Raw genomic sequence first — 22,034 nt, forward strand, 5'->3', positions numbered from 1 at the left:
CCGCAGTGATCAGCCCTAACGAGCCGCCCTAGAGGCGGTTTTTTCATTTCTGAAAGGAGACGTCATGAAGACGTTTGCTGAACACGTTGCCGATCTGAAGGCGACCCGTGCTGCCAAGTCGGCAGAACAAGAGGCTGTTTCGCGCAAGTCGATGGAGGAAGGTCGCTCCATGGACACGGGCGAGGCGGAACAATTCGACACCCTGGGTGCCGAGATCAAGCGGCTGGACGATGACATTGCGCGCTTCTCGCGCATGGCGGATGTCGAGGCTGCAGATAAAGCAAGTGCCAAGGCCATCGAACCGGAAGAGAAGTCGGGAAAGATTGCGCTGGGTGGCAGCCGTGGTGCCCCTGCGGTGGTGAAGACCGTCAAGAACGATGAGCCCGGCCTGGGCTTCGCTCGCTTCGCCCTATCCATGTTCGCCGCCAAGGGCGATGTCAACAGCGCCAAGTCGTTCGCCGAGAACAAGTTCGGCAACGACGTTCGCTTGCAGAACGTCATGAAGGCAGCTGTGGCCGCCGGCAACACCACCAGCCCAACCTGGGCCGGTGCTCTGGTGGACTACCAGAACCTCACCAGCGAGTTCCTGGAGTTCCTGCGCCCGCGCACCATCGTCGGTCAATTCGGCGTCGGCGGCATCCCGGGCCTGCGCCGTGTGCCGTTCAACGTGCGCATCCCCGGCAAGACCACGGCAGGCACGGCTCAGTGGGTCGGTGAAGGCTACCGCAAGCCGGTTACTGCCGCTGGCTACGCCGCTGCCGAGCTTAAGTGGGCGAAGATCGCCGCGATCTCTGTTGTGACGGAAGAACTGGAGCGATTCAGCGACCCCGCCATTGTGCAGCTGACCCGAGATGACCTTTCGGAAGCGGTGATTGAGCGTATGGACGTGGACTTCGTGGACCCCGCGAAGGCCGCGGGCACGGGCGCAGGCGAGTCGCCTGCATCGGTGACGAACGGCGTGACGCCGATCCCTTCGTCGGGTTCCGACGCGGACGGTGTTCGGGCCGATATCGCCGCACTGTGGGCAACGGCCGATGCGACCAACCTCCCCACGGGTACGGCGGTGTACATCACCGATTCCAAGACCGCCCGCGCTCTGTCGCTGATGCGTAATCCGCTTGGTGCACGCGAGTTTCCCGACGTGCGTGTCAACGGCTCTGGTTCGATTGATGGCGTGCCCGTCATCATCTCGAACTATGTGCCTGCTGACTCCAGTGGATCGCTGTTCATCCTGGCTTTCGCGAGCGAAATCTATCTCGCAGACGACGGCCAGGTGAATATCGACATCTCGCGCGAAGCAACCATCTTCCTGGATGACGCCGCTGCAACGGCAACGCCTACTGCCGCGCAGTTGGTTTCCATGTTCCAAACCAACCAACTCGCCATCCGCGCAGAACGGTATGTGCGCTGGCAGAAGCGCCGCCCGCAGGCAGTTGCTTATCTGTCCGGCGTTAGCTGGGGCGCATAACCAGTCCGCTGGCTCAAGGGGCCTCCGAAGGGAGGCCCCTTCTGCAAGAAGACAGGAGAATCCATGTCCAAGGTCACATTTATCCATAAAGACGGGCGTGAACAGGTGATGCCCCGTCGATATGCCGAAATTCTGAATAAGGTGGGCCGTGGTACGTACATGACGCGCGATATGACGGCTGCTCCTCCATCGCAGCCCACGATACCGACGCCTCTCGTTGGAACCCCGTCGAGAGAAGCTGGAGGACCTGATCTAGATGCCATGGAGCTGGCCGAGTTGCACGCTTTGGCGCGCGACCGAGGTGTCAAGGTGCATCACAAAGCAGGCGCCGATAAGGTGCGTGCAGCGCTACGTGAGGCCGCCGAGTGAAAGTTTTCGGGCTCTCTATCACGCGCAAGAAAAGCCTTGAGGCTGTAAATCATGTGCGTCATGGATGGATGCGCATTCTGGAGCCATTCACGGGCGCATGGCAGCGCAACATTGAGGAGAGGCGCGGCGACCTGATCACCTATCCGACGCTGTATGCGTGCATCTATCGAATTTCGTCGGACATCGGGAAGCTGCCGTTTTCGCTGCGCAGCCGCGATGTCAACGGTGTATGGACTGAGGTATCAAATTCCGCTTATGACCCGGTGCTGCGCAAGCCCAACGGCTTTCAGACTCCGGCTCAGTTCCGCGAGTACTGGATTATCACCAAGCTTACCCAGGGCAATGCCTACATTCTGAAGCGTCGTGACGGTCGTGGGGTGGTGACGGAACTGTACGTGCTAGATCCTGAGCGCGTGCTGCCGATGGTGTCCGATTCTGGCGCTGTGTTCTACCAGTTGCAGACCGACAAACTGAACAGCCTTCCCGAAGGCTACCCGGCTGAGAATCTGATTGTTCCCTCCAGTGAGATTATTCACGACCGCTGCATGACGGTTCACCACCCTCTTATCGGTGTGCCGCCCCTGGCCGCAGCGCATTGGCCCGCGCTGAAGAACATGAAGATCATGCGCTCGGCGACGGAGTTCTTCGCGAACAACGCACAGCCGGGCGGCCTTCTGACGGCCCCGGCTGGCATGTCTGAAGACGATGCAAAGGCAGTCCAGAACTACTGGAACGCGGAATTCTCAGAGGGCAAGTCCGGCAAGGTGGCAATTATTGGCGCGGACATGAAATTCACGCCGTTTGCCATGAAGAGCATCGACGCTCAGATGATCGAGCAGATGCGCTACAGCGACGAGCAGATTTGCCAGCCGTTCGGGATCCCCCCGTTCAAGGTCGGGATCGGGACCATTCCGTCCGGTCTGGGCGTCGACGGCGTGAACCTCATGTACTACAGCGATGCGCTGCAGGCCCCCATTCAGCATATGGAAGACCTGCTGGATGATGGTTTGAAGGTTATCCGCCCACTTGGCATCGAGCTGGATACGGAGCCGCTTTTGCGGATGGACGAGGCGAAGAAGGCTGAGATCAACACGAAGCTGGTCGGCGGAATGATCAAGACGCCTGACGAAGGGCGACGGCCGTTCAACCTGGCTCCGACCGCAGGCGGTGACACGTTGTGGGGTCAGAACCAGGATTACCCGCTGGGCATGCTGGCTGATCGTAAAGAGTGGGACCCCGCCATGCAGCCCGCGGCTACGCCCGCTCCCACGCCCGAGCTGGATCCTGATTTAGAAGAATTGCGCGCCTTTGCAGGTACCCACAAGGCTATCGCCGCAATGAAGAAAGCCCTGGAGCCTACCTATGTCGTTTGACCCTGAACTGTTCGGCCAAGCCATGGGCGACGCGATCATCAAGGCCGTGCAGCCTCTAAAAGACGAGATTGCGCGTTTGAAAGCCCAGCTTGCTGAATTGCCGCTACCCATAGCCGGGAAAGACGGCGTTGACGGCCGTGACGGTAAGGATTGCGACATGGAGGTCGTCAAGCAGATGATTGCGGACGCCGTGAACTCCATCCCGGTCGTGCATGGCAAGGACGGGGCTGACGGCAAGGACGGCGAACCCGGTGCCAAAGGCGAAGACGGCCAGAAGGGCGCGGACGGCGTTGGGATGGCCGGAGCCATGATCGACCGTGATGGCGCATTGCTCGTCACGATGAGCAATGGAGAGGTCAAGAACCTTGGCCCGGTGGTCGGCTCGAACGGTTGTGACGGCAGCGACGGGAAGGATGGGGCGGACGGCATTGGCCTGGACGCCTTCGAACTGGAGTATTTGGACGAAACGCACGAAGTTCGGATCAAAGCATCCTGCGCTGGCCGAGTGAAAGAGGTCCGCTATCCTGCGGGCGGAATTCGGCCAGGTGGCTACTGGCGCGAGGGGACCAAGGCCAAGGCTGGCGAGGCGTGGGTGCATGACGGGTCCCTGTGGATCGCAAAGAAGGACACCCCTGCCAAGCCCGAATCCGCGGGCGATGATTGGGTGATTGCCGCTCGGAAGGGGCGCGATGGCGAGCGCGGACCGAAAGGCAAGGACGCGACGCCTGAAGCGCCTATCAAGCTGAAGGACCAAGCATGAGCCTCGTTAGCGTCGAGGAAGCTCGCATGCACCTTCGGGTTGACTCGCTGGACGACGATCCGTGGTTTGCAACGTGGATTCCCGCCGTCGAGAACGCTGTTTTCACATGGCTGAAGGACTCATGGCGTGCCTATGAGGCATCGGGCGACGTCGACAGCGCGGGCGATCCGATCCCTGCTGAGGATTCGAACGGCGACCCGATTCCGAAGTATGCGGTGAAGGCCGCCATCTTGGTTGAACTGGCCCAGCAGTATCGGTTTCGAGATGGCTCAGATGCTGGTGCTGTGCCCGCCCATTGGGGCCACGGATATGTGCTTGGTGCAGGCGCGACGAGCCTGCTGTCTGGCCTGCGGAAGAGTACGGTCCGATGAGTTTAGAGGCTGGTCGTCTTCGCCATCGGGTAGCGATTGAACGCATTGTCATTGCTCAGGACCCGGTAACCGGGGCGGTGACTGAGACGTGGACGGAAATCGCTAAGGTCTGGGCGGCCGTCGAGCCGCTGTCGGCCCGGGAATTTGTCCAGTCGGCTGCGGGCCAGTCTGAAGTGACGGCCCGCATCACCATCCGGACCCGCGACATCATGGCCACTGACCGCATCATCCACCGTGGCACGGCATACAACATCCGCGGCGTGCTTGCGGACAAGGATAGCGGGCTGGAGTACATCACCCTTCCGGTCGGATCCGGGTTAAACGAGGGCTAAGTTGGAGTTTGTATTGCTGGCGCCGGGTCCGAGCATGAGCAGTGACCTGGCCGAATCGATGCGCGGTGAGTGCGTCGGGGTGGTCAGCAATGTGTTTGAGCTGGCCCCGTGGGCTGACTTCCTGGCTGCGAACGACCGGGCTTGGTGGCGTGCTTACCCGGAAGCGCTGAATTTTGCTGGTCGGAAGTTTTCCAGCAGCGAGTTTCCCGGTGTTGAGCGATGCCGCCCGGGAAACACGCAGTGGGCCAGCGGAGTTCTGTCGCTACAGGTAGCAGTAAACCTTGGGGCAAAGCGGATTCGGTTGTACGGATTCGACATGCACGGCTCGCATTACTTCGGCGAGTACACGAACGGGCTGGTCAACACGAAGCCCCATCGCCGAATAGTGCACCTGCAGCAGTTTCGTGATTGGGCACGCGCCAATCCAGGCGTCGACGTTGTGAACTGTACGCCCGGATCGGCGTTGGACTGTTTCCCGATGGAGGCAGTTTGATAGTACGCGGGATGAAGGGGCTGGGCGACAACATCTACCAGCGCGCCTTCGTGAAGCGGTTGCAAGGGCCGGTTTACCTGGAGACTCCCTGGCCAGAGCTTTACGAGGATCTGGCGGGCGTCAAGTTCGTCAAGGCGGAAACGCCGCTGCGGACGCAATCCAAGAACATGGCCCTGCAGGATCCGGGGCGATGGGTGACTGCACCAAGAGAGTCCGTGGTGGCGGTTCAGTACGGCACGGCTGGCATCGTGACGGGCATGCGGCGGTGCTTTGGGGTTATCCCCGGCGAGTTCGATTTACCGGACTTTGGCTCGTCGCCAGTGTCGGGCCCGTACATCGTAGTGCGCCCTGCAACGGTCCGCGCCGAGTGGGTGGCGGAAGCCCGCAACCCTCTGACCATGTACATCGCCGAGGCGGCGGAAATGGCTCGGTCGGCGGGCTACCGGGTTGTATCGGTGGCGGACCTGGAGCCAGGGAAAGAATGGGCGGTTGGCCAGTTGCCGCCAGCTGACGAGGTGTACCACGCGGGAGAGTTCGGCGTCCGGCAGTTGATGGCCCTGGTGCAGAACGCCGCGGCGGTCATTGGCGGGATCGGTTGGATTCTACCGGCCGCGGTAGCAATGAAAGTCCCCGCATGGGTGATATGCGGGGGACAGGGCGGCTTTAACGCCCCGGAACTGATTACAGACGAAAAGTACATGGACCTGAGCCGGATTCGGTTTGCGGTCCCGGACAACTTTTGCCGGTGCCGGCAGAGACAACACAACTGCGATAAGCGAATCAAGAACCATGCGAGTGACTTTGCCGACTGGCTACGAAGACTCCCTGATCTGGTGGCCTGAGCGCGGGATGGGGTTTCATCCTCGTCCGGCGATGGATTACACGACGAGCTATTGGGAAGAATTCCGCCAGCGCGATGCGTCGCCGATGGGGGAGCTGCTGACCGAAGCACGCCTGGCGCTGGTCCGGCGCCACTATGCAGGACAGGTGGTGGACATCGGGATTGGTGGTGGACGATTCGTCGAGTATGCGGCTGCTCAGGGCTACGACGTCAACGCGGAAGCCAACGATTGGCTCCGGCAGCGAGAGGCTTTCTGCGATCCTTACGTGCGCCCGGTGGACGCGATCACTTGCTGGGACAGCCTGGAACACATTCCGGACCCTGCTGCGCTGTTGGCCCAGGTTCGGGAGTGGGCTTTCATCTCGATCCCGATCTTCGAGGAAGGGGACGGCGTGCCTGGCAGCCGCCACTTCAAGCCGGGTGAACACATTTGGTACTTCAGCCATCGAGGGCTGATCGACTGGATGCTGGTGCAGGGGTTCGCCTGCATGGAGCACAACGAAGCAGAGACGGAACTTGGCCGGGAAGGCATCCGCAGCTATGCGTTCATGAGGATCAAATGAAGGTCGAGGTCAAGCTAACCGGAGTAGACGGCGTGATTGCGACGCTCAAGAACCTGCCGCCCGAGATTGTCTCGAAGCGCGGTGGTCCGGTGAAGCTGGCGCTGGCGAAGGGCGCCCGCCTGATCCGTGATGAGGCCAAGAAGAATCTTCGGCGCGCTATCGCCATGAATGGCGATGAATCGACGGGTCTGCTCGAAAAGAACGTCATTTCTAGTCGTGGCAAGCCGCCCAGCACCGGAAAGGGCGAGCGGTACTTGGTGCGTGTGCGCCGCAAGACCTACCCGGGGAAGAAGGGCAAGCCCGTAACGACCCGGGCCACGGCAAGCTTTATGGAGTACGGGACGGAAGACCAGCCGGCGACGCCGTGGTTGCGGCCTGCAGTGCGCCAGCATGGGGAAGCGGCGATCAACGTCATTACGCAAGACCTGAACAAGCGCATAGAAAAGGTGGTGTCCGAAATGGGTGCCAAGAACCGGAACAAGTGATGCTGCCCGCCGTATTCCAGACCCTTCAGACGCCTGCCATCCTGGCAATTGTTGGAGGCACGCCCGTTCGCATCTTCCGCCACGGTGCGGCCCCGCAGGACACGGAGAAGCCGTATGTGACCTGGTTCGAGGTTGCAGGGCAGCCTTATGACCAGCTTAGTGGCACTCCTTGTGGTGACTTCGATAGCGTGCAGATCGACTGCTGGTCCAGGTCGGATCTGCAGGTCGAACAGCTTGCCGCGGCAGTGCGTGATGCCGTCGACTTAGCCGGAATCGCTAATCGGGTGGTCGTGAACCTGCGAGATCCCGACACGAAGCTTTTCCGGATAGGCCTTGAGGCCGATTTCATCAACTCCCGATAGACCCATCTTCCTAGTTTTGCCTTGCCCGCCTCGAGCGGGCTTTTTCTTTTGGAGCCCGCAATGACCGCTGGAATCGTAAAAACCCAAGGTACCGAGCTGTACTTCAAGACCGTTGACTCGGTCCCGCAATTGGTCAAGATGGCCTGCCCGACCGGCATCACCGGGCTGGGCGGCGCTGCTGATCAGCTAGAGACGACCTGCCTGGACACCCAGGACGACAAGGAATACACGGGCGGCCTCGGCAACCCGGGACAAGTGTCTGTGCCGTTCAACTTCATTCCGACGAACGCTTCCCAGCAAGACCTGTTCGATATGAAGGCGCGTCGAGATGTCCTGGACTGGATCGTCCTGCTCTCGGACGGCACTGCTGCCCCGGTGCTTGATTCGAACGATGCCATCGACCCGCCTGCCGGGCGCTCGAGCATCATGTTCCAGGGATACATCGCCGACCTGAACCTGGATATCGCTACCAATGAAATCGTGCGCGGCACGCTGACTATTCAGCGCTCCGGCCCGGTGATCCTGACTCCGAAGGCTTAAGCATGATCGATCAGTCGTTCTTCGCTTCGGAAGCCGTGCAAGAGAAGGAAGTTGGCCTGGGTGATGGGAAGTTGCACAAGCTGCACTTCCGCGAGTACAGCGGCGCGTCCTTCAACGCATATGCCCATGCCGTTCGGTCGGACGACCTAGCGGTCAAAGGCGGCGCCATGGCGATTCTTATCGCTGATTCGCTGTGCAACGAGAAGGGCGAGCGCCAATTGACCATCGCTCAGGCTTCTAACCTCAAGCCGCAGGCAATGCAGGCGATCTTCCGCGCCGTCCTGGAAGCCAACCAGGTCGGCAAAGACGACGCGGGAAACACGTAAAGGCTGGCAGCGATGACTGGCTGTGGGCCGTCCTGGCGCTTCGTCTGGGCGGCCGCACTATCCAGGAATTGCGGCTGGCCATGACCCAGCGTGAATTCGAGTTCTGGAAAGCGTTCTACGAGCGCCATCCGTTTGATGACCTGCATATGTTTCACCGCCCAGCAGCTTTGATAGCACAAAGCATGGCAGGCGGGGACATGGCCCAAAAGATCCAGTGGCTTTCCAGCCCGATCGTTCGAGACCTCTCGGACGCGGACCTTCGCACGCTCAAGGCGTTCGGACTTAAACCCCAAGGATAGTTAGATGGCAACAGCCGGCTTCTGTGTCTACGAGCACATTCGTTTGGACACGGGACGGGTCTTCTACGTTGGTAAGGGTTGCGGGGATCGGCCGTTCCGAAGCAGCAGCCGAAATCAGCACTGGCAGCGCATTGTTGCTAAAGCAGGGTTCGATGTCCGCATCATCTTTCGAACGGAATGTGAAGAGTTGGCCCTGTTCGCGGAGGAAGAACTGATTGCTAAGCATCGACTTATTGGGACGCCGCTTGCCAATCTAACGGCCGGAGGCGAGGGCGTTTCAGGGTTTCACCGAAAGCAGACCACCGAGGAAATCGAGTTGCGGCGAATTGCCCTCACTGGACAGAAGCGAACCCAAGAACAGCGGGAGCGCATCTCCGCAGCAAAGAAAGGCCATGGATTGGGTCGGAAGTTAAGTGAGGAGGTCCGCAGAAAGATTGGCGACGCCCACTTGGGCCATAACCGGCCAATGGAAAAGCTAAGAGGCCGGACTCGCCCGGAGCACGTTTGTGCCGCGCTAAGGGAGGCCAATGACGCAAGGTTTGCCGACCGTCGGGAACGGCTCGCCGATGCGTTGCGCGCAGACCCTTTAGCTAGTGACGCGGCAATCGCCCGCGCTTCTGGCTGCCACCGCGAAACCGTCGCGAAGTACAGGAAAGCTATGACGAAGGGAGCAATCTAATGGCTACGGCAGGAAGCATAGTTGTAGATTTGCTCATGCGTACCGGTTCGTTTGAGACGGATGCCCAACGTGCGTCGAAGACGGCCGAGAAGCGCTTCAAGGAGATCGAGAAGCAGGCGAAAGAGACCGCGACGTCGGTTAGCAATGCCTTTGCTGGTCTTCTGAGCGGTGCGCTGCTGGGAGTCGGATTCGGCACCGCTTTTGGCAAGTTCATCGAAGAGACGAAGAACGCTCAAAGCGAGCAAGCTCAACTCGCCGCAGTTCTGAAGTCCACCGGGAACGCAGCAGGGTTCACCGCGGCTGAACTGAACAAGATGGCTAGCGGCATGGCCGGCTTTGTCAGTGAAGGCGACATAAACCGCGCTCAGACCCGCCTGTTGTCCTATACCGGGGTGGTTGGTGATGAGTTCCCCCGGGCGCTTCAGGCTGCTATCGACATGTCGGTGCGCCTGGGGATGACGGTCGAGCAATCTGCCGAAACAGTCGGCAAGGCGCTGGACATCCCCAGCAAGGGACTTACCGCTCTTTCCAAGCAGGGCTTCCGGTTCACTGAAGAGCAGAAGAAGCTGGTTGAGTCTCTGGAGGCCACTGGACGCGTTGCCGAGGCACAAGACGTTGTACTCAAGGCGCTGGAGTCTTCCTATGGAGGCGCCGCGCAAGCAGCCCGGGAGACTTTGGGCGGCGCATTGCAAGCACTGCAGAATCAGATCGATGATTTGATGACCGGAGATGGCGGAAGCGTAGATGGGTTGACCACATCGATTAACTCCCTTACCGACACGCTTGGGTCTGACGAGACAAAGGCATCGTTTGCTGCCTTCACGTCATTCCTTGCGGATATGGTTAGGGAAGTTGTCAACGCGGCTAGCGTCATCAACGCAACGTCGTTCACGACATGGCTGAAGTTTTCCGGATCGGAGATTGACAATCCTGATCGAGCTATCGCTGATATCGACCAAAAGATCTCGGAGTTCCAGCGGCAGTTGGAAGTGCTGGATCCAGAAGCGTCGCTCGCCAACAAGGTTAACGACTTCATCTGGGGAGATACGCAGGACCTCAAGGATCGCATTGCTGAACTTCAGAAGCAGCGTGAAGGACTGTTGATTTATCTGAAGAACCAGCCTAACCCTTACGCTGGAGTAGGGGAGACTGGCGCTCCCACGTTGGATCCCATCGTAACGACCGGTGGAACTCCGCCCGGCGGTGGTGGAGGTGGTGGAGGCCGGATTAAAGAGCGTGTCGATCAAGGCCAAAAGCTGATCGACCAGATGAACCAACAGATCGCGCTCACCGGGAAGCTTACCGAGTACGAGAAGCTGCTGGAGCAGGTTCGGCTCGGCTCTGTGACCTTCAAGACTCAGGCCCAGCAGGACGAGGCTCTGGCATCTGCTCAGACGCTGGACTTCATCAAAGAGCAGAACAAGGCCTACGAAGAAACACAGGCGCACCTCAAGGCGATGTCCAAAGTGTCGCAGGAGACTGCGACGGAAATGGACGAGTTCGCCCGAGAAGCTGCGCGCAGCATTCAGGACTCGCTGGGCGATGGGTTGTACGGTCTGTTGTCGGGGAACTTTGATGATATTGGGCAGAAGTTCGCGCAAACCCTTACTCGCATGGCCGCGGATGCAGCTGCCGCCAACCTCGCGGGAGCGCTGTTTGGTGATTACGGAAAGACGGGCCAGATCGGCGGCTTGCTGGGTGGCCTTGCGGCAGGCATCTTCGGCAACAGCATCTCGGCTTCTAGCTCCTACGTCAGCGCCGGGCCTGCCGTGGGAAGTTGGGATGGCCTGTCTTACTTCGCAGACGGCGGCTATACAGGTGCGGGTGGGAAATATGACCCGGCGGGGATCGTTCACGCTGGCGAGTATGTCATCCCGGCGGACGCTACTCGCCGTCTTGGCGTGGGATTTTTGGATCGTCTAAAGGGGTACGCCGATGGCGGCTATGTTGGTGCCTCTGGCATGCCATCTGTATCTGGTGGGGGCACGCGCGTCGAGATCATCAACAACGGTACGCCGCAAAGGGTGGCCGGGGTGCAGCAGACCATGGACGTCAGGGGAGAAGTCATCAGCATCGTAGTTGAAGACTTGCAGAAGAATGGCCGGTCTGCGAACGCAGTGCGTGGCGTGGTGGGGGGCTGATATGGCGACCTTCCCGACTTACGCAAAGATTCTACTGGCGGGTTTCACGGAAAGCGCCGACTACGGGGTGCTGCGTACTGATATGGATGGCGGTATCGCCAAACAGCGCCCGCGGTGGACGACTCCGATAGTCACGAGGGGCGTCATTGTGCATGTCCAGACGGTGGCTGATAAAAACGCATTCGATCAATGGTTGCGAATAGATGTTCAAGGTGGTTCTGGGTGGTTCGATTGGACAGACCCCTTGGATAACGTCTTGAAGCAAGCGCGGTTCGTTGACGGGAAAGTGTCGTGGACGAGTCCCGGGAAGGTATGGCGAGCTTCGGCCGAGATGGAAACGGTAGGCTGAGATGCCCAGACATCTTTCCAATGCCGGCGTTCGAAATGCGCTAGCGACAAGCGCCGACGAACCTCTTATCACGTTGATCGAGATTACTCATCCCGGCTTGCCAATCCCAGCGAGGTTCGCGAACGACACAGCCGACATTGTGGTGGAAGGAAACACATTCGTCGCTTGCCGCTTTGATGTGAGCCTGCCAGACGACCAGGACGAGCAAGTCCCGTCCGCGAAACTGGAAGTAGACAACATTGGCCGCGAACTTACCCAATGGTTAGAGATCAGCGGTGGCGGCAAGGGCGCCAAGTGTCGTTTGATCATGGTTCTCCGGTCGAGTCCAGCAAACCTTGAATTTGACATGACCATGGATCTTGCTGGGTTGGTGATCACCAACCAGCGCGTAGGCGGCGATCTTGGGTTTAAGAACACGCTTATGCAAGCTGCGGTCACGGTGCGATACGACCCATCTACTACACCGGGGATTTTCTGAAATGCACTGGTCTGACCGGTATGTGAATGTGCCTTATGTTCCAGGCACGGGAGATTGCGCCGCTTTTGCGGAGAGGGTGGCCAACGAAGTCTTGAACATTCGCCCCGGGTTGCCTGTCTCCCATGCGTCTGGGCTTCGCGAGCAAGCTGGCCAGATTGCGACTCTCAAGATCGATTTTGCGGAAAAGATCGATGCTCCCTTGGAGGGGCACCCTGTCCTGCTCACTGCTCGAGGCGATCTTTTCCACATCGGAGTTATGTGCAAGTTGGCAAACGAGTGGTGGGTGCTTCATGCGGACAAGGGTTTTGGGTCTGTTATCCGGCAGCGCCTTCGGTCCATGACGATGATTGATTACAAAGTTGAGGGGTTTTATAAGTGGAAGTCGTAGAACTCCTCGACACCGGTGCGCCGTCACTGGTTGCGCTGCAGAACCCACTCCGTCCGGATCTACGGGACTGTGCATACGCGGCATTTTTGCCTGGGGAGACGTTAGGACGCTATGTCGAACGTGTCGGTATTAGGATGCCGTCCCGCCACGTCAATGTATGGCATAACGGTCGTCGTGTTCCTGAGGAGCTGTGGACCCGGCTGATCCCCAGGCAGGGCGACCATGTGCTCATTGCGCCTCAAATGCAGGGCGGTGGTGGCGGTGGAAAGATTCTGCGTACTGTTGCATTGATTGCCTTGGTGGTGGTGAGTGCCGGATATGGTGCAGCGGTGGGCGGCGCACTGGGGTTTACTGGCGCAACGGCCGGTGCAATCGGCAGCAGCATCATCATGCTTGGTGGGACGCTGCTCATCAATGCTTTGATTCCCATGCCGTTGCCCACAGCGGCGAAACTCGGCGTCGGGGAAAAATACGAGAGCAGCCCGACGTATTCGATCCAGGGTGGCCGAAACCGTCCTCGCCCATGGGAAACGATGTTGCTGGTTTTCGGCCGTCACAAGGTTGTCCCTGATCTGGGCAGCTCGCCATATAACCAGCAGATGGGCGATGACCAGTATCTGAATCAGGTTTTCCATTTTGGGCTTCAGGGCATTTCCGTCGCATTGAGCGATTTCAGGATCGGCGACACCCCCGTTTACGCCTACCAAGGCGTTCAGATGCAGGTGTCCGCGCCAGATGGGAAGCTTGCCATGTTCCCGGGCAACGTTGACACAATGCAAGGGTTCGCCATTTCGCAAGCGGACGGGTGGGTTTCGAGGACAACGCCGCCCAATGTCACGAACATCTGGGTGGAGTTCGCCAGCCGTCTGTTTCGGGTGAACGACGATGGGACTTTAGCCACGCGATCGGTAGACGTGCGGGTGCAGTTCCGCAGGGTGGGCACTGATACGTGGATCGAGTACGGGACCATCGACGCTGTTTTCGCCACGCACTACTGGTCTGCCGTAGTGTTCCCCGAGAGAACCCAGATCGACTTTGGTAGCGTGAACCCAGCGGATCATGTGGATGGTGAGTCTTTCATTATTCAAGATCCAGACAATCTGCTTGTCGTCCGCACGGGTCAATGGCAATGGAAACCGCATCCTTTCCAGCTCGGACAGCCGTGGCAAGGTATCGCGCCTGACCCGTTGATTACCCCTGGTGCGCCCGGCAATCGGTTCTTCGGTGGCAGGCAGGAACCGACCCGCGCAGCCATCAGCTGGGGCGTACCGGAGGGCCAGTACGAAGTCCGAGTCATGAAGGCAACGCCCGATATCAACGACTCGCGGGAATCCAACGAGACCGCCGTGAGTCAAATTCTGGCCTTCCAGACGGATACGGCGGATTACTCGGGGCAGTGCCGGGTTGCCCTTCGCATCAAGGCCACTGGCCAATTGAATGGTGTGGTCGACGAGTTCAGCGCTATCGCGACCGCCTGGTGTTCAGTTTGGACTGGATCGGCGTGGGATTTTCTGCCCACGTCCAATCCCGCTTGGTGGTTCCTTTACTTCGCCCGAGGAGGTTACAACGCAGCCGGGAATCGTATCTTCGGTGGTGGGCTTAGTGACTCTCAGATCGACATCGAAGGCATCAAGGCGTGGGCGGCGTGGTGCGATCAGAAGCGTCTGACTTTCGATTACGTACTTGATCGCAAGATGAGCGCCGCCGCCGTCCTGCAAATGATCGCGCGGGCTGGGCGGGCGACGATGTCGTACCAGACGGGGAAACTAGGCGTGGTGTGGGACGCTGAAGCACTCCCAATCACGGCCATGTTTGGCCCGTTCAACATCAAAGCAGGTTCATTCAAGATCGCATACCTGAATGAAGGGACGGTCGACGAGGTCGTCGTGAACTTCATTGACAAGGATGCTGGCTGGACGATGGGTGAAGTGCGGGTGATGGTGCCTGGAGCGCTTTCCACCAATAACCCCTTGCAGTTGGATCTCGATGGCTGCACGAATAGTGATATGGCGGGGCGCGAAGCTAATCTGATTGCGGCTAGCCAGGTCTTCCGACGCCGAAAGATCACGTGGGAAACCGATCTGGAAGGTCTGGTCTGCACCCGCGGCGACGTTGTCAACTTCTCCCACGACTTGACGGTTTGGGGTTACTCGGGGCGCCTGGCTCCCGGATCTCATGGCGGGGGCACGCCAACACTAGTTCTCACGCAAGCAGTGGCAACTGACGGTACCGGCATCATCCTGTTGCGGGATCCGCATGGGAACATGTGGGCCGGAAATGTCACCTCCGCCGTCGGGGAGGTTAGCGAACTTACCATCGTTTCACCGTTGGGAGGATTCCCTTTGCCCGGTGACCCGGGTTACGAGGATTACAGCCCCTTTGATTGGGCGTGGCAGTTCGATCCTATCGAAACGCCTGGGCGACGATTCAAGGTTACTAGCGTTACGCCCGCAGGGGATGGAATACGCTTCGAAGCCACCGACGAAGACTACAACTACTACCTTAGCGAGACGAACCCCTATGCGTATACGCCGCCGCGTGATGGCACTCTATTGGGCGGCATTGTCTTTTCCGTTGAGTTCTCGGAATCCATCAGGAACGTAGCCTCGGATCTGATCGACGTGCAGATCGGGTGGGTGTTGTCGGCGTCGAACCGGGTTCAGGTTAACTACAGCATCAACGGTGTAGCACAAGACCCGATCACGACTATGGAACGTCGCGTCACGGTGCAGGCGAAGACCGGCGATGTGATTGTCGCAACGGTGAGGCCGGTAAACCAGTTGGGTACTGGCACTCCCTTGACTCGGCAATACAACGTTCAGGGTTTGCTCGCGCCTCTGCCTGCGGTCACCGGCCTGAGCAGCGTATTCCGGGACGGGCTGACAACGTTGGTGTGGAACCGAGTTGTTGACATCCGACAGCCCGATTACGAGGTCCGTCTTGGCTCGTCCTGGGCTGATTCCCGCACGATCGGTACTACGGCGAATCTGGAAATGTTGGCTGTCGGAAACGGTTTGTACTTTGTCGCCGCGAGGTTCAGGACTGGAGCCACGACACTTTACGGACCGCCGGACAGCCTTCAGATATCCGGGGCTGTGTTGGTCCGGAACGTGCTGGTCACGGTCAATGAGGATCCGGAGTGGACGGGCATTCTGGACACGGACAGCGAACTTATTGTGGCTGACATGCCCCAGTATTTTGGGGACGGCGACGGAGTTAAGGACGAGTTCCGGCTGCCTGTCGATGAGTTGGTGGGCGATCCGTCGATATTTCGCCGAGATTGGCAGGGGGATCAACTTCTTTACACGACGCCGCGAACGAATCTGGTTCGCCAGTCCGTCAATCTTGCTATATCACCATGGACCACCACGAATTATGCGGCATATGCCACGGCGGTTCCGACTCTTCGCGGAAGTAGCACCGCGTTCAAGATTAGGCCCAATGCAGGCACGGGCTTGTCTGGTGGAGGTTTCACGCAAGCGGTTGCCAAATCAGCAATTGCCCAGCGGTTTACATGGTCCGTATTTGCTAAGGCTGCCGAGTTTGATCGAATCCGCATCTACCTCAACGGGCAGGACACTGTTAACGCTAGTGCGCGTGGCGACTGGAGGCTGACGGATGGCGCGCTGATCGCGACTAACGTTGGGTCCGCCTTCTCAGATCTTGTCGTGCTGGCAACGCCGTACTCGGGAGGATGGTGGAGATTTTCGATAACGGTTACGTCAGATGCCCACACCGCCATCACCGCCCGCATTTACGCTCTTTCCTCTACCACCACTGTTGGCGACGGTATCAGCGGAATTCTTGTGGATTCCCCGCAATTGGAAGTCTCTGATGCCCCCACCTCTGTCATCGATACCGTCGCAAGCGCGGTGACAGTCACAGACTACTCCATCTCCAGCAGCAACAACGTCGTCTTGGCGGTGCCTCCGCTGGCTGGCGCATTGCTGCTGTGGACAGGCGGGGGCTATAGGGTAACGCCGCGGGCGTTCGTCTTTGATGGAGAACTGACGCTGGCGCCTATCGGCGACATCCTCCAGTCTGGCGATGTGCTGTCATTGGATGATGTGCTGTGGTTTGGCGGCGTGGTCAGCAGCGGAACGTATCAGACAGCAGATGAGAACATCGTTGACATCGGCTACGTGACGAACGTTCGCGTGGACTTCACGATTGACGCCTACGCGCTGAACTTCGGCGAGAACGTCCTATCGCTGGTGGATGTGTTAGCCGAGCAGGACATTCTGAATGGCTCCAACCAACAGCATTACAGCATCACACCGCAAATTCAGTTTGCTCAGGACGACGGCGTTTTTGGCCCGTGGCAGGACTATGTTCCTGGGACCATACAGGGCCGCTACTTCCGGGTGAGATTGGTTCTGCAAACCGATGACCCGCTGATCGTTCCGTTTGTCCGTCATTTCTCCTGGACCATTGATGTGCCTGACCTTGTCCAGACAGGAACGGGCGTTACGGTCCCTTCCGGCGGCCTGCGCATCAGTTTCCCGAAAGAGTTCCACACAAAGCCGAACCTGCAGGTGACAACGTTGGACGCTGTCGCTGGAGATCGGGCGGTGATCCAACAAACGGTCGACCCACTACTGGGGTTCAACATCCAAATGTTCAACAACGCAACGCCCGTCTCACGGGTTATCAATTGGCTCGCCCAAGGGTACTGATATGACGCAAGAAGCTATCGCGATTTCCACCACGCCGCCCCTGCCTGGATTGCAGATGGTGCAACAAGCAAACGGAGCTCTGGCGACCATCGCCACAGACTTCGCGGGATCGGTAGATCCTGCAAGCCTAGCCGGTGCCTATATGACCTGGGCCGACACCGGCACCGGAACATTGTGGAGAAGGAATGCTGCTGGCAGCGCATGGGTGGAAATCGGCCGAGTGTTAGAACGGCCCTTGTTCGCTTCGGACGTGGGCACGGGTGTGATTCCCACGGCTAGCTTTAAGAACAAGCTCATCAATGCTCAAGGGATCGTCAATCAGCGCAACTACGTATCAGGGACGGCAACTACCGGTGCATTACAGTACACGTTGGATAGGTGGCGCGTGGTCACCTCGGGGCAAAATCTGACTTCAACGCTCTCCGGAATCTTTCGGATCATGACGGCTCCTGCCGGCGGTGTGGAGCAGGTGGTCGAATCTCTTTGCATGGAAGGCGGCTCGTATTCTTTGTCTTGGACGGGTACAGCGACTGCGACAGTAAATGGAACGCCAGTTGCTAATGGCGCGAGCATTTCGCTTCCTGCGGCGACGAACGCGACCGTGCGATTTACAGGCGGAACCTTCTCGCTGCCGCAATTAGAGTTGGGAGTCGCGACACCTTTCGAATATCTCCCACCGGACGCGATGTTGGGTCGTTGCCAGCGTTACTTCGAAAGCTCGGACGGGAATATGGCTTACACGCAGCCAGGAAACTCTGGCGCTATCCCACAACGGTTGCCCATTCCTTATAAGGTATCCAAACGTGCTTCCCCAAGCGTTTCCGTGGTTTCAGCCGTGGGTTCCGTCGTCTTCGCAGCTGGGAACGCAAATTTTGTGACGTTCGCCTTTGGTGGAACGTCACAGCAGGAAAATCAATGGTCTTGGACAGCTAATGCGGAGCTTTGAGTATGTACAAAATCGTCAACGAAGAAACTATCCACCGTCTTGAAGACGGAGTTTACATTCCCCGTGATCTGGGCAATGCCGATTTCCAGAAGTTTCTGGAGTGGGAGGAAGAAGGGAACGAAGTGCTTCCGCCAGACCCTACTCCTGTTCACGTCCCTCAGGAAGTCTCGGCAGGGCAGGCGTACGCAGCGCTGATGGCCGCTGGACTTTACGATGAAGTGGAGGCGTGGGCAGCTAGCTCTGACACGGACCCATTGCATCGACTAGCCTTTCAGAAAGGAACTACCTTTCGCCGCGATAGCTTAGCGCTTGCTGCCGGCGCCGCCGCCCTGGGTTGGAATAGCCAAATCCTAGATGAGTTGTTTATTTCGGCCGACGCCATCAGGCTCTAGGGGGTCTTTTTCCAAAGGTATAAATGGTTTGTCAGGCCATCAGCGGACGCCAATTCCTGCTTGTGCATCAGTGTGAAGCCAGCTTTACGAATCTCGTTCTCGTACCTGGTCTGATCGCGATACGTGGTGATGTAGGAGCCGCTGGTGACCGCCTTATCGGTCCCGGTCGTGCTGAGGGAATCCTTGGTAATTAAGTGTCCCGCAGGAGCAACAGCTTTGCCAAGGTCTCGAATGAATCCCTTGAAGACTTTTTCGTCTATCAGCGTGGAAGCTATGCCCATGCCTGCCACGACGCCGAACATACCGGCGGGAAACCCATCTTCCAGATCGCGTTGCTGAAATCGGACGTGTGGCGAAGCCTTCGATTTCAGAATGGCCTCGGCGATCAGTTGCTTTGACAGATCGAAAGCGGTGACAGAGTTTAGATATTCACCCATTACTAAAGAGAAACGACCATTGCCACAGCCGACATCCAGGCCGTTCAGTTCTCTGGCGTCGAGACCTGCAAGGATGGCCCGCAAGGCTACCTCCTGTCGGTCGTAATAGGTGGGGTCGCCGGCCAGGAAGGTGTTAGCACAGCTCTTCCAGTACTGATGCGCCGTTTGATGCGCTTTGCTCTTACGCTGAAACACCGAACTGATCCGCTTGATAATTTGAAGTTGCATCGCGCGTCTGGCCGTATGGGTTGAGTTCGGCCTGATTGTACTGAACAGAGTTCTTTATAGACCGCCGCCGAAAGGCGGCTTTTTCATGCCTGCAAGGAAAGGGAAAGTTATGGCAAGGATGAGCGAAAAAGAGGCAGGCGGGCGCAACGTGCTGGCGTTCCTGGACATGCTGGCGGTGTCCGAGGGGACTGACGACGGCCGGCAGCCGACGAAGGACGACGGCTACGACGTGCTGGTGGGCGGCAAGCTGTTCACGGGTTACGACGAACATCCGAACGTGCTGGTGAAGCTGAACTCGACGCTATCTTCCACTGCGGCGGGACGCTACCAGATCCTTTACCGGTACTGGCCGCACTACAAGGCGCTGCTGAAGCTTCCCGATTTTGGGCCGATGTCTCAGGACCGATACGCCATCCAGCAGCTCAAGGAGCGGCGCGCGATCGCTGATATCCAGGCTGGTCGGTTTGATGAGGCCGTGTCGAAGGTGCGCAACATCTGGGCCAGCCTACCGGGCGCTGGGTACGGCCAGCACGAACAGAAGATCGAGCGGTTGCGTAACGCCTATGTGCGCGCAGGCGGCAGCCTCGCGGAGGCATGATGCAGCTGCCCGAAGATTTTGCCGGCGGTGGCATCGGTGGGTGGATCGGCGCCATCGCCGCGACGATTGTAGGCGGCGGCTTGATGCTGCGGCGGTGGCTGTCGAAAGATTCCGTGGAGCGCGCCGGCGACGAAGCGCGCGTCGACGTGATCGACATGCTGACCAAGCAACTGGCCGCAGCAAACACCAGAGCGGACATGTTCGCCAAAGAGCGGAACGACGCTTACAGGGAGGTGGCCGACCTGCGCGAGAAGGTCGCCAAACTCGAAACAAGAATGGAGTACATGCAAGCACGACTGGAGAAGATAAATGCCAACCCGCATCCGTGAGGCGATCGACCGCCTATATCGCAAGCACCCCAGGGTGGTCAGCCTTGTCGAGGGCTGGGTGCTGCTATTTCTGGTGGTGGGCGGCAGCTTCGCCATCGGCCAAGCGGTAGGGCTTTCTCGCGCTGATGTTCAGGTGGCAAGCTTGTCCGCCGCCCATCAAGCGGAGCAGCAGCGTCTTATGGATATCAACAGGCAGCTCATGCTGGTCATTGAAGACCGGCTGCCAGCGATCACGACAACCACCGCGCAGGCTGCCGAGAAGGTAGAACGGGCGGCTGACGCGGCCCACGGCGCCATCAAGGCCGCCAAAGGCGCCGCATCGAAGGCAGGCACCGCCGCGACCAAGGCTACAGCCGCCGCCAAGTCGGCTAGCACCGCGGTGCGCAAGGTGGAGGAAGTATTGTCGCCGCCGCCACCGCAGCCGCCCGCGCCGGTCCCTGACTGGCTGAATACGCCATGATCGCCGCCATGAAGATGCTGGCTGGGTGGAAGGGCTACCTCGCGGCTGGTGCTGCGGGAGCAGTGGTGCTGGGCCTCGCCGGCGCCGGGATCGCATGGTACGGCCATAGCCAGCGAGAGGCCGGGCGGGCCGATTGCCAGGAAGCCCACCGCGTGGCAGGCCTGGAGGAATTTAAGTCGGAAGCCGAGCGCCTGACCGGCTTGTCCAGCGACCTGCAAGTCCGCATAGATCAGCTTGCCGCCACGCGGCCCCAGGTCATCGAGAGGTACACCCGTGAAATCGTTCAGCGCCCGTTGCCTGCTGACTGCGTGCGTGACCCTGGCCGGGTGCGCGCAACCAACGACGCCATCGACGCGGCCAACGCTGCCCGTCAACCTCAGCGCGCCCTGCCCGCCAGTCCCGCGCGTTGATTCGCCGTCTTGGGATGATCTGGCGCTGGCGCATGCCGCGCTGGCATTCCAGTATGCGGAGTGCGCCGCCCGGCATCAGGCCGTGGTCAACGCTTGGACCGCCAAGAAATGATGCTTGTGACATGCCGCCCACATAATCCGATACATGGGTTGCATTAACGTCACACATTTCCTACATTTAAGACGTTGGCCCTAGACTAATAGAACGAGGCTTGCGATGTTTGACCGGCTATTCAAAAAACCGCCGAAGATAACGGCGAGGTTCGATCCGAAGTTTTACACCAAGCGATATCCAGACGTGGCGGCTTCCGGCCTTGATCCGGAGCAGCATTACGTGCACCACGGGATGAAAGAGGGGCGGCCGCCCAACGCGCAAATAGAACAGTTCTGGTATGACACTGTTCACTCGGTTTCCCTGAAAGCAAAACCGGTGCAACACGTCATAAAGGAGCCAGACCGCAGGCCGATTGGAGCCTGGTCGGTACGGGACGAGGAAGCTTAATCAGGCCCGCGATCCTTCGATAGCCTGATTTCGTCGTCCGCTCCCACCTCTCTCAACCAATGCCCGCATCCATTGTCCGGGAACGACGGAGCAATTGGGAATTGAGGCTCGTAGCGGCAGTACGGCCTGCGCCCTTGGTCGGTTGTCTCACCGTGCCAGTGGGTGCAGGTCCAGCAGCCTCCGGGGCGCTCCGATAGGGGAGTGAAGTAGGACATTTCTTGCGTCTAATACTCGCAGAATCGACTAGGAAACATGCGGGCTTACGGGGTGCTAAGCGGGCACAGAATATTAGACGTGTAGCGCAATTACCTGTGGAAAGTCAAAGCGTTAGGTGAACTATCGCGCATGATGCTGCATCATGGGAGTGTGGCCCGCGTGGGCGTCGGCGGCGGTGTTTTGCAGTGCGGAATTCATGCCCGTGATTGTATCGGGGCGGGGA

The 22,034-nt window shown here is 59.0% G+C and carries 27 protein-coding genes; 26 read left to right on the forward strand and 1 reads right to left on the reverse strand.

From position 1 onward, the window contains the following. The first annotated feature begins 64 nt into the window (after positions 1 to 64). The 21 genes from MHZ91_RS21420 (at position 65) to MHZ91_RS21520 (ending at position 18,631) form a co-directional block, all read left to right on the forward strand. Entirely contained in the window at positions 65 to 1,468 is a 1,404-nt protein-coding gene (locus MHZ91_RS21420) for a phage major capsid protein (RefSeq protein WP_239215595.1), read from the forward strand. Positions 1,469 to 1,531: 63 nt separating this feature from the next. Beyond that, positions 1,532 to 1,837, forward strand: a complete 306-nt coding sequence (locus MHZ91_RS21425; protein WP_239215596.1) for a hypothetical protein — start codon at positions 1,532 to 1,534, stop codon at positions 1,835 to 1,837. Then, positions 1,834 to 3,210 carry a phage portal protein gene (locus tag MHZ91_RS21430; RefSeq protein WP_239215598.1) on the forward strand — a complete coding sequence of 459 codons (1,377 nt, stop codon included), beginning with the start codon at positions 1,834 to 1,836 and terminating at the stop codon, positions 3,208 to 3,210. The genes MHZ91_RS21425 and MHZ91_RS21430 overlap by 4 nt, the downstream gene beginning before the upstream one ends. After that, on the forward strand, positions 3,200 to 3,970 hold the full coding sequence (locus tag MHZ91_RS21435) for a hypothetical protein (protein WP_239215600.1): 771 nt from the start codon (positions 3,200 to 3,202) through the stop codon (positions 3,968 to 3,970). The genes MHZ91_RS21430 and MHZ91_RS21435 overlap by 11 nt, the downstream gene beginning before the upstream one ends. Further along, entirely contained in the window at positions 3,967 to 4,341 is a 375-nt protein-coding gene (locus tag MHZ91_RS21440) for a head-tail connector protein (protein WP_239215602.1), read from the forward strand. Before MHZ91_RS21435 ends, MHZ91_RS21440 begins: the two co-directional genes overlap by 4 nt. Next, on the forward strand, positions 4,338 to 4,673 hold the full coding sequence (locus MHZ91_RS21445; protein WP_239215604.1) for a phage head closure protein: 336 nt from the start codon (positions 4,338 to 4,340) through the stop codon (positions 4,671 to 4,673). The genes MHZ91_RS21440 and MHZ91_RS21445 overlap by 4 nt, the downstream gene beginning before the upstream one ends. Before the next feature lie 34 nt (positions 4,674 to 4,707). Then, the gene (locus MHZ91_RS21450) at positions 4,708 to 5,166 is read left to right on the forward strand and encodes a hypothetical protein (RefSeq protein WP_239215606.1); all 459 of its coding nucleotides are present in this window, start codon (positions 4,708 to 4,710) and stop codon (positions 5,164 to 5,166) included. Positions 5,167 to 5,177: 11 nt separating this feature from the next. Beyond that, the gene (locus tag MHZ91_RS21455) at positions 5,178 to 6,008 is read left to right on the forward strand and encodes a hypothetical protein (protein WP_239215608.1); all 831 of its coding nucleotides are present in this window, start codon (positions 5,178 to 5,180) and stop codon (positions 6,006 to 6,008) included. Further along, on the forward strand, positions 5,962 to 6,570 hold the full coding sequence (locus MHZ91_RS21460) for a methyltransferase domain-containing protein (RefSeq protein ID WP_239215610.1): 609 nt from the start codon (positions 5,962 to 5,964) through the stop codon (positions 6,568 to 6,570). The genes MHZ91_RS21455 and MHZ91_RS21460 overlap by 47 nt, the downstream gene beginning before the upstream one ends. Further along, positions 6,567 to 7,055 carry an HK97-gp10 family putative phage morphogenesis protein gene (locus tag MHZ91_RS21465; RefSeq protein WP_239215612.1) on the forward strand — a complete coding sequence of 163 codons (489 nt, stop codon included), beginning with the start codon at positions 6,567 to 6,569 and terminating at the stop codon, positions 7,053 to 7,055. The genes MHZ91_RS21460 and MHZ91_RS21465 overlap by 4 nt, the downstream gene beginning before the upstream one ends. Then, complete coding sequence (locus MHZ91_RS21470; protein WP_239215614.1) at positions 7,055 to 7,417, forward strand: DUF3168 domain-containing protein; 363 nt, start codon at positions 7,055 to 7,057, stop codon at positions 7,415 to 7,417. The genes MHZ91_RS21465 and MHZ91_RS21470 overlap by 1 nt, the downstream gene beginning before the upstream one ends. Positions 7,418 to 7,477: 60 nt before the next feature. Beyond that, positions 7,478 to 7,957 (forward strand): phage tail tube protein, encoded by a 480-nt coding sequence (locus tag MHZ91_RS21475; RefSeq protein ID WP_239215615.1) that lies wholly within the window; start codon positions 7,478 to 7,480, stop codon positions 7,955 to 7,957. A 2-nt stretch (positions 7,958 to 7,959) separates the two neighbouring features. Continuing rightward, complete coding sequence (locus MHZ91_RS21480; RefSeq protein WP_239215617.1) at positions 7,960 to 8,283, forward strand: hypothetical protein; 324 nt, start codon at positions 7,960 to 7,962, stop codon at positions 8,281 to 8,283. Positions 8,284 to 8,363: 80 nt separating this feature from the next. Next, the gene (locus MHZ91_RS21485) at positions 8,364 to 8,582 is read left to right on the forward strand and encodes a hypothetical protein (RefSeq protein ID WP_128827869.1); all 219 of its coding nucleotides are present in this window, start codon (positions 8,364 to 8,366) and stop codon (positions 8,580 to 8,582) included. Positions 8,583 to 8,586: 4 nt separating this feature from the next. Continuing rightward, a complete protein-coding gene (locus MHZ91_RS21490) occupies positions 8,587 to 9,261 on the forward strand; it encodes an NUMOD3 domain-containing DNA-binding protein (protein WP_239215619.1) in 675 nt (224 codons plus the stop codon). A gap of 35 nt (positions 9,262 to 9,296) precedes the next feature. Then, entirely contained in the window at positions 9,297 to 11,402 is a 2,106-nt protein-coding gene (locus MHZ91_RS21495) for a phage tail length tape measure family protein (RefSeq protein WP_239215621.1), read from the forward strand. Positions 11,403 to 11,752: 350 nt separating this feature from the next. After that, on the forward strand, positions 11,753 to 12,229 hold the full coding sequence (locus MHZ91_RS21500) for a DUF1833 family protein (RefSeq protein WP_239215622.1): 477 nt from the start codon (positions 11,753 to 11,755) through the stop codon (positions 12,227 to 12,229). A 1-nt stretch (position 12,230) separates the two neighbouring features. Further along, on the forward strand, positions 12,231 to 12,617 hold the full coding sequence (locus tag MHZ91_RS21505) for a hypothetical protein (RefSeq protein WP_239215623.1): 387 nt from the start codon (positions 12,231 to 12,233) through the stop codon (positions 12,615 to 12,617). After that, the gene (locus MHZ91_RS21510; protein ID WP_239215624.1) at positions 12,605 to 17,293 is read left to right on the forward strand and encodes a host specificity factor TipJ family phage tail protein; all 4,689 of its coding nucleotides are present in this window, start codon (positions 12,605 to 12,607) and stop codon (positions 17,291 to 17,293) included. The genes MHZ91_RS21505 and MHZ91_RS21510 overlap by 13 nt, the downstream gene beginning before the upstream one ends. Before the next feature lies 1 nt (position 17,294). Next, positions 17,295 to 18,239 carry a hypothetical protein gene (locus MHZ91_RS21515; RefSeq protein ID WP_239215625.1) on the forward strand — a complete coding sequence of 315 codons (945 nt, stop codon included), beginning with the start codon at positions 17,295 to 17,297 and terminating at the stop codon, positions 18,237 to 18,239. A gap of 2 nt (positions 18,240 to 18,241) precedes the next feature. Further along, complete coding sequence (locus MHZ91_RS21520; RefSeq protein WP_239215626.1) at positions 18,242 to 18,631, forward strand: hypothetical protein; 390 nt, start codon at positions 18,242 to 18,244, stop codon at positions 18,629 to 18,631. Here the strand turns inward: MHZ91_RS21520 and MHZ91_RS21525 are convergent. After that, positions 18,628 to 19,296, reverse strand: a complete 669-nt coding sequence (locus MHZ91_RS21525; RefSeq protein WP_239215627.1) for a bifunctional 2-polyprenyl-6-hydroxyphenol methylase/3-demethylubiquinol 3-O-methyltransferase UbiG — start codon at positions 19,294 to 19,296, stop codon at positions 18,628 to 18,630. The two genes, MHZ91_RS21520 and MHZ91_RS21525, sit on opposite strands and share 4 nt — an antisense overlap. Before the next feature lie 109 nt (positions 19,297 to 19,405). Between MHZ91_RS21525 and MHZ91_RS21530 the strand changes: the two genes are divergently transcribed. The 5 genes from MHZ91_RS21530 (at position 19,406) to MHZ91_RS21550 (ending at position 21,595) form a co-directional block, all read left to right on the forward strand. Continuing rightward, the gene (locus MHZ91_RS21530; protein WP_239215628.1) at positions 19,406 to 19,894 is read left to right on the forward strand and encodes a glycoside hydrolase family 104 protein; all 489 of its coding nucleotides are present in this window, start codon (positions 19,406 to 19,408) and stop codon (positions 19,892 to 19,894) included. Beyond that, positions 19,891 to 20,223 carry a hypothetical protein gene (locus MHZ91_RS21535; RefSeq protein ID WP_239215629.1) on the forward strand — a complete coding sequence of 111 codons (333 nt, stop codon included), beginning with the start codon at positions 19,891 to 19,893 and terminating at the stop codon, positions 20,221 to 20,223. The genes MHZ91_RS21530 and MHZ91_RS21535 overlap by 4 nt, the downstream gene beginning before the upstream one ends. Further along, positions 20,204 to 20,683: a hypothetical protein gene (locus MHZ91_RS21540; protein ID WP_239215631.1), complete on the forward strand. Its 480-nt coding sequence runs from the start codon at positions 20,204 to 20,206 to the stop codon at positions 20,681 to 20,683. Before MHZ91_RS21535 ends, MHZ91_RS21540 begins: the two co-directional genes overlap by 20 nt. Further along, positions 20,680 to 21,093, forward strand: a complete 414-nt coding sequence (locus MHZ91_RS21545) for a hypothetical protein (protein ID WP_239215633.1) — start codon at positions 20,680 to 20,682, stop codon at positions 21,091 to 21,093. The genes MHZ91_RS21540 and MHZ91_RS21545 overlap by 4 nt, the downstream gene beginning before the upstream one ends. A gap of 217 nt (positions 21,094 to 21,310) precedes the next feature. After that, positions 21,311 to 21,595 (forward strand): hypothetical protein, encoded by a 285-nt coding sequence (locus MHZ91_RS21550; RefSeq protein ID WP_239215635.1) that lies wholly within the window; start codon positions 21,311 to 21,313, stop codon positions 21,593 to 21,595. The last annotated feature ends 439 nt before the right edge of the window (positions 21,596 to 22,034 follow it).

Origin of the sequence: Achromobacter sp. ACRQX, from assembly GCF_022346505.1 — a bacterium.
Classification (GTDB): Bacteria; Pseudomonadota; Gammaproteobacteria; order Burkholderiales; family Burkholderiaceae_B; genus Achromobacter; species Achromobacter animicus.

Excerpts from the sequence above, each read along its gene's own strand:
- MHZ91_RS21420 (WP_239215595.1), top strand. The coding sequence starts at position 65 with ATGAAGACGTTTGCTGAACACGTTGCCGATCTGAAGGCGACCCGTGCT.
- MHZ91_RS21425 (WP_239215596.1), top strand. The coding sequence starts at position 1,532 with ATGTCCAAGGTCACATTTATCCATAAAGACGGGCGTGAACAGGTGATG.
- MHZ91_RS21435 (WP_239215600.1), top strand. The coding sequence starts at position 3,200 with ATGTCGTTTGACCCTGAACTGTTCGGCCAAGCCATGGGCGACGCGATC.
- MHZ91_RS21440 (WP_239215602.1), top strand. The coding sequence starts at position 3,967 with ATGAGCCTCGTTAGCGTCGAGGAAGCTCGCATGCACCTTCGGGTTGAC.
- MHZ91_RS21445 (WP_239215604.1), top strand. The coding sequence starts at position 4,338 with ATGAGTTTAGAGGCTGGTCGTCTTCGCCATCGGGTAGCGATTGAACGC.
- MHZ91_RS21450 (WP_239215606.1), top strand. The coding sequence starts at position 4,708 with ATGAGCAGTGACCTGGCCGAATCGATGCGCGGTGAGTGCGTCGGGGTG.
- MHZ91_RS21455 (WP_239215608.1), top strand. The coding sequence starts at position 5,178 with ATGAAGGGGCTGGGCGACAACATCTACCAGCGCGCCTTCGTGAAGCGG.
- MHZ91_RS21465 (WP_239215612.1), top strand. The coding sequence starts at position 6,567 with ATGAAGGTCGAGGTCAAGCTAACCGGAGTAGACGGCGTGATTGCGACG.
- MHZ91_RS21470 (WP_239215614.1), top strand. The coding sequence starts at position 7,055 with ATGCTGCCCGCCGTATTCCAGACCCTTCAGACGCCTGCCATCCTGGCA.
- MHZ91_RS21475 (WP_239215615.1), top strand. The coding sequence starts at position 7,478 with ATGACCGCTGGAATCGTAAAAACCCAAGGTACCGAGCTGTACTTCAAG.
- MHZ91_RS21480 (WP_239215617.1), top strand. The coding sequence starts at position 7,960 with ATGATCGATCAGTCGTTCTTCGCTTCGGAAGCCGTGCAAGAGAAGGAA.
- MHZ91_RS21485 (WP_128827869.1), top strand. The coding sequence starts at position 8,364 with ATGACCCAGCGTGAATTCGAGTTCTGGAAAGCGTTCTACGAGCGCCAT.
- MHZ91_RS21490 (WP_239215619.1), top strand. The coding sequence starts at position 8,587 with ATGGCAACAGCCGGCTTCTGTGTCTACGAGCACATTCGTTTGGACACG.
- MHZ91_RS21495 (WP_239215621.1), top strand. The coding sequence starts at position 9,297 with ATGCGTACCGGTTCGTTTGAGACGGATGCCCAACGTGCGTCGAAGACG.
- MHZ91_RS21500 (WP_239215622.1), top strand. The coding sequence starts at position 11,753 with ATGCCCAGACATCTTTCCAATGCCGGCGTTCGAAATGCGCTAGCGACA.
- MHZ91_RS21505 (WP_239215623.1), top strand. The coding sequence starts at position 12,231 with ATGCACTGGTCTGACCGGTATGTGAATGTGCCTTATGTTCCAGGCACG.
- MHZ91_RS21515 (WP_239215625.1), top strand. The coding sequence starts at position 17,295 with ATGACGCAAGAAGCTATCGCGATTTCCACCACGCCGCCCCTGCCTGGA.
- MHZ91_RS21520 (WP_239215626.1), top strand. The coding sequence starts at position 18,242 with ATGTACAAAATCGTCAACGAAGAAACTATCCACCGTCTTGAAGACGGA.
- MHZ91_RS21525 (WP_239215627.1), bottom strand. The coding sequence starts at position 19,296 with ATGCAACTTCAAATTATCAAGCGGATCAGTTCGGTGTTTCAGCGTAAG.
- MHZ91_RS21530 (WP_239215628.1), top strand. The coding sequence starts at position 19,406 with ATGGCAAGGATGAGCGAAAAAGAGGCAGGCGGGCGCAACGTGCTGGCG.
- MHZ91_RS21535 (WP_239215629.1), top strand. The coding sequence starts at position 19,891 with ATGATGCAGCTGCCCGAAGATTTTGCCGGCGGTGGCATCGGTGGGTGG.
- MHZ91_RS21540 (WP_239215631.1), top strand. The coding sequence starts at position 20,204 with ATGCCAACCCGCATCCGTGAGGCGATCGACCGCCTATATCGCAAGCAC.
- MHZ91_RS21545 (WP_239215633.1), top strand. The coding sequence starts at position 20,680 with ATGATCGCCGCCATGAAGATGCTGGCTGGGTGGAAGGGCTACCTCGCG.
- MHZ91_RS21550 (WP_239215635.1), top strand. The coding sequence starts at position 21,311 with ATGTTTGACCGGCTATTCAAAAAACCGCCGAAGATAACGGCGAGGTTC.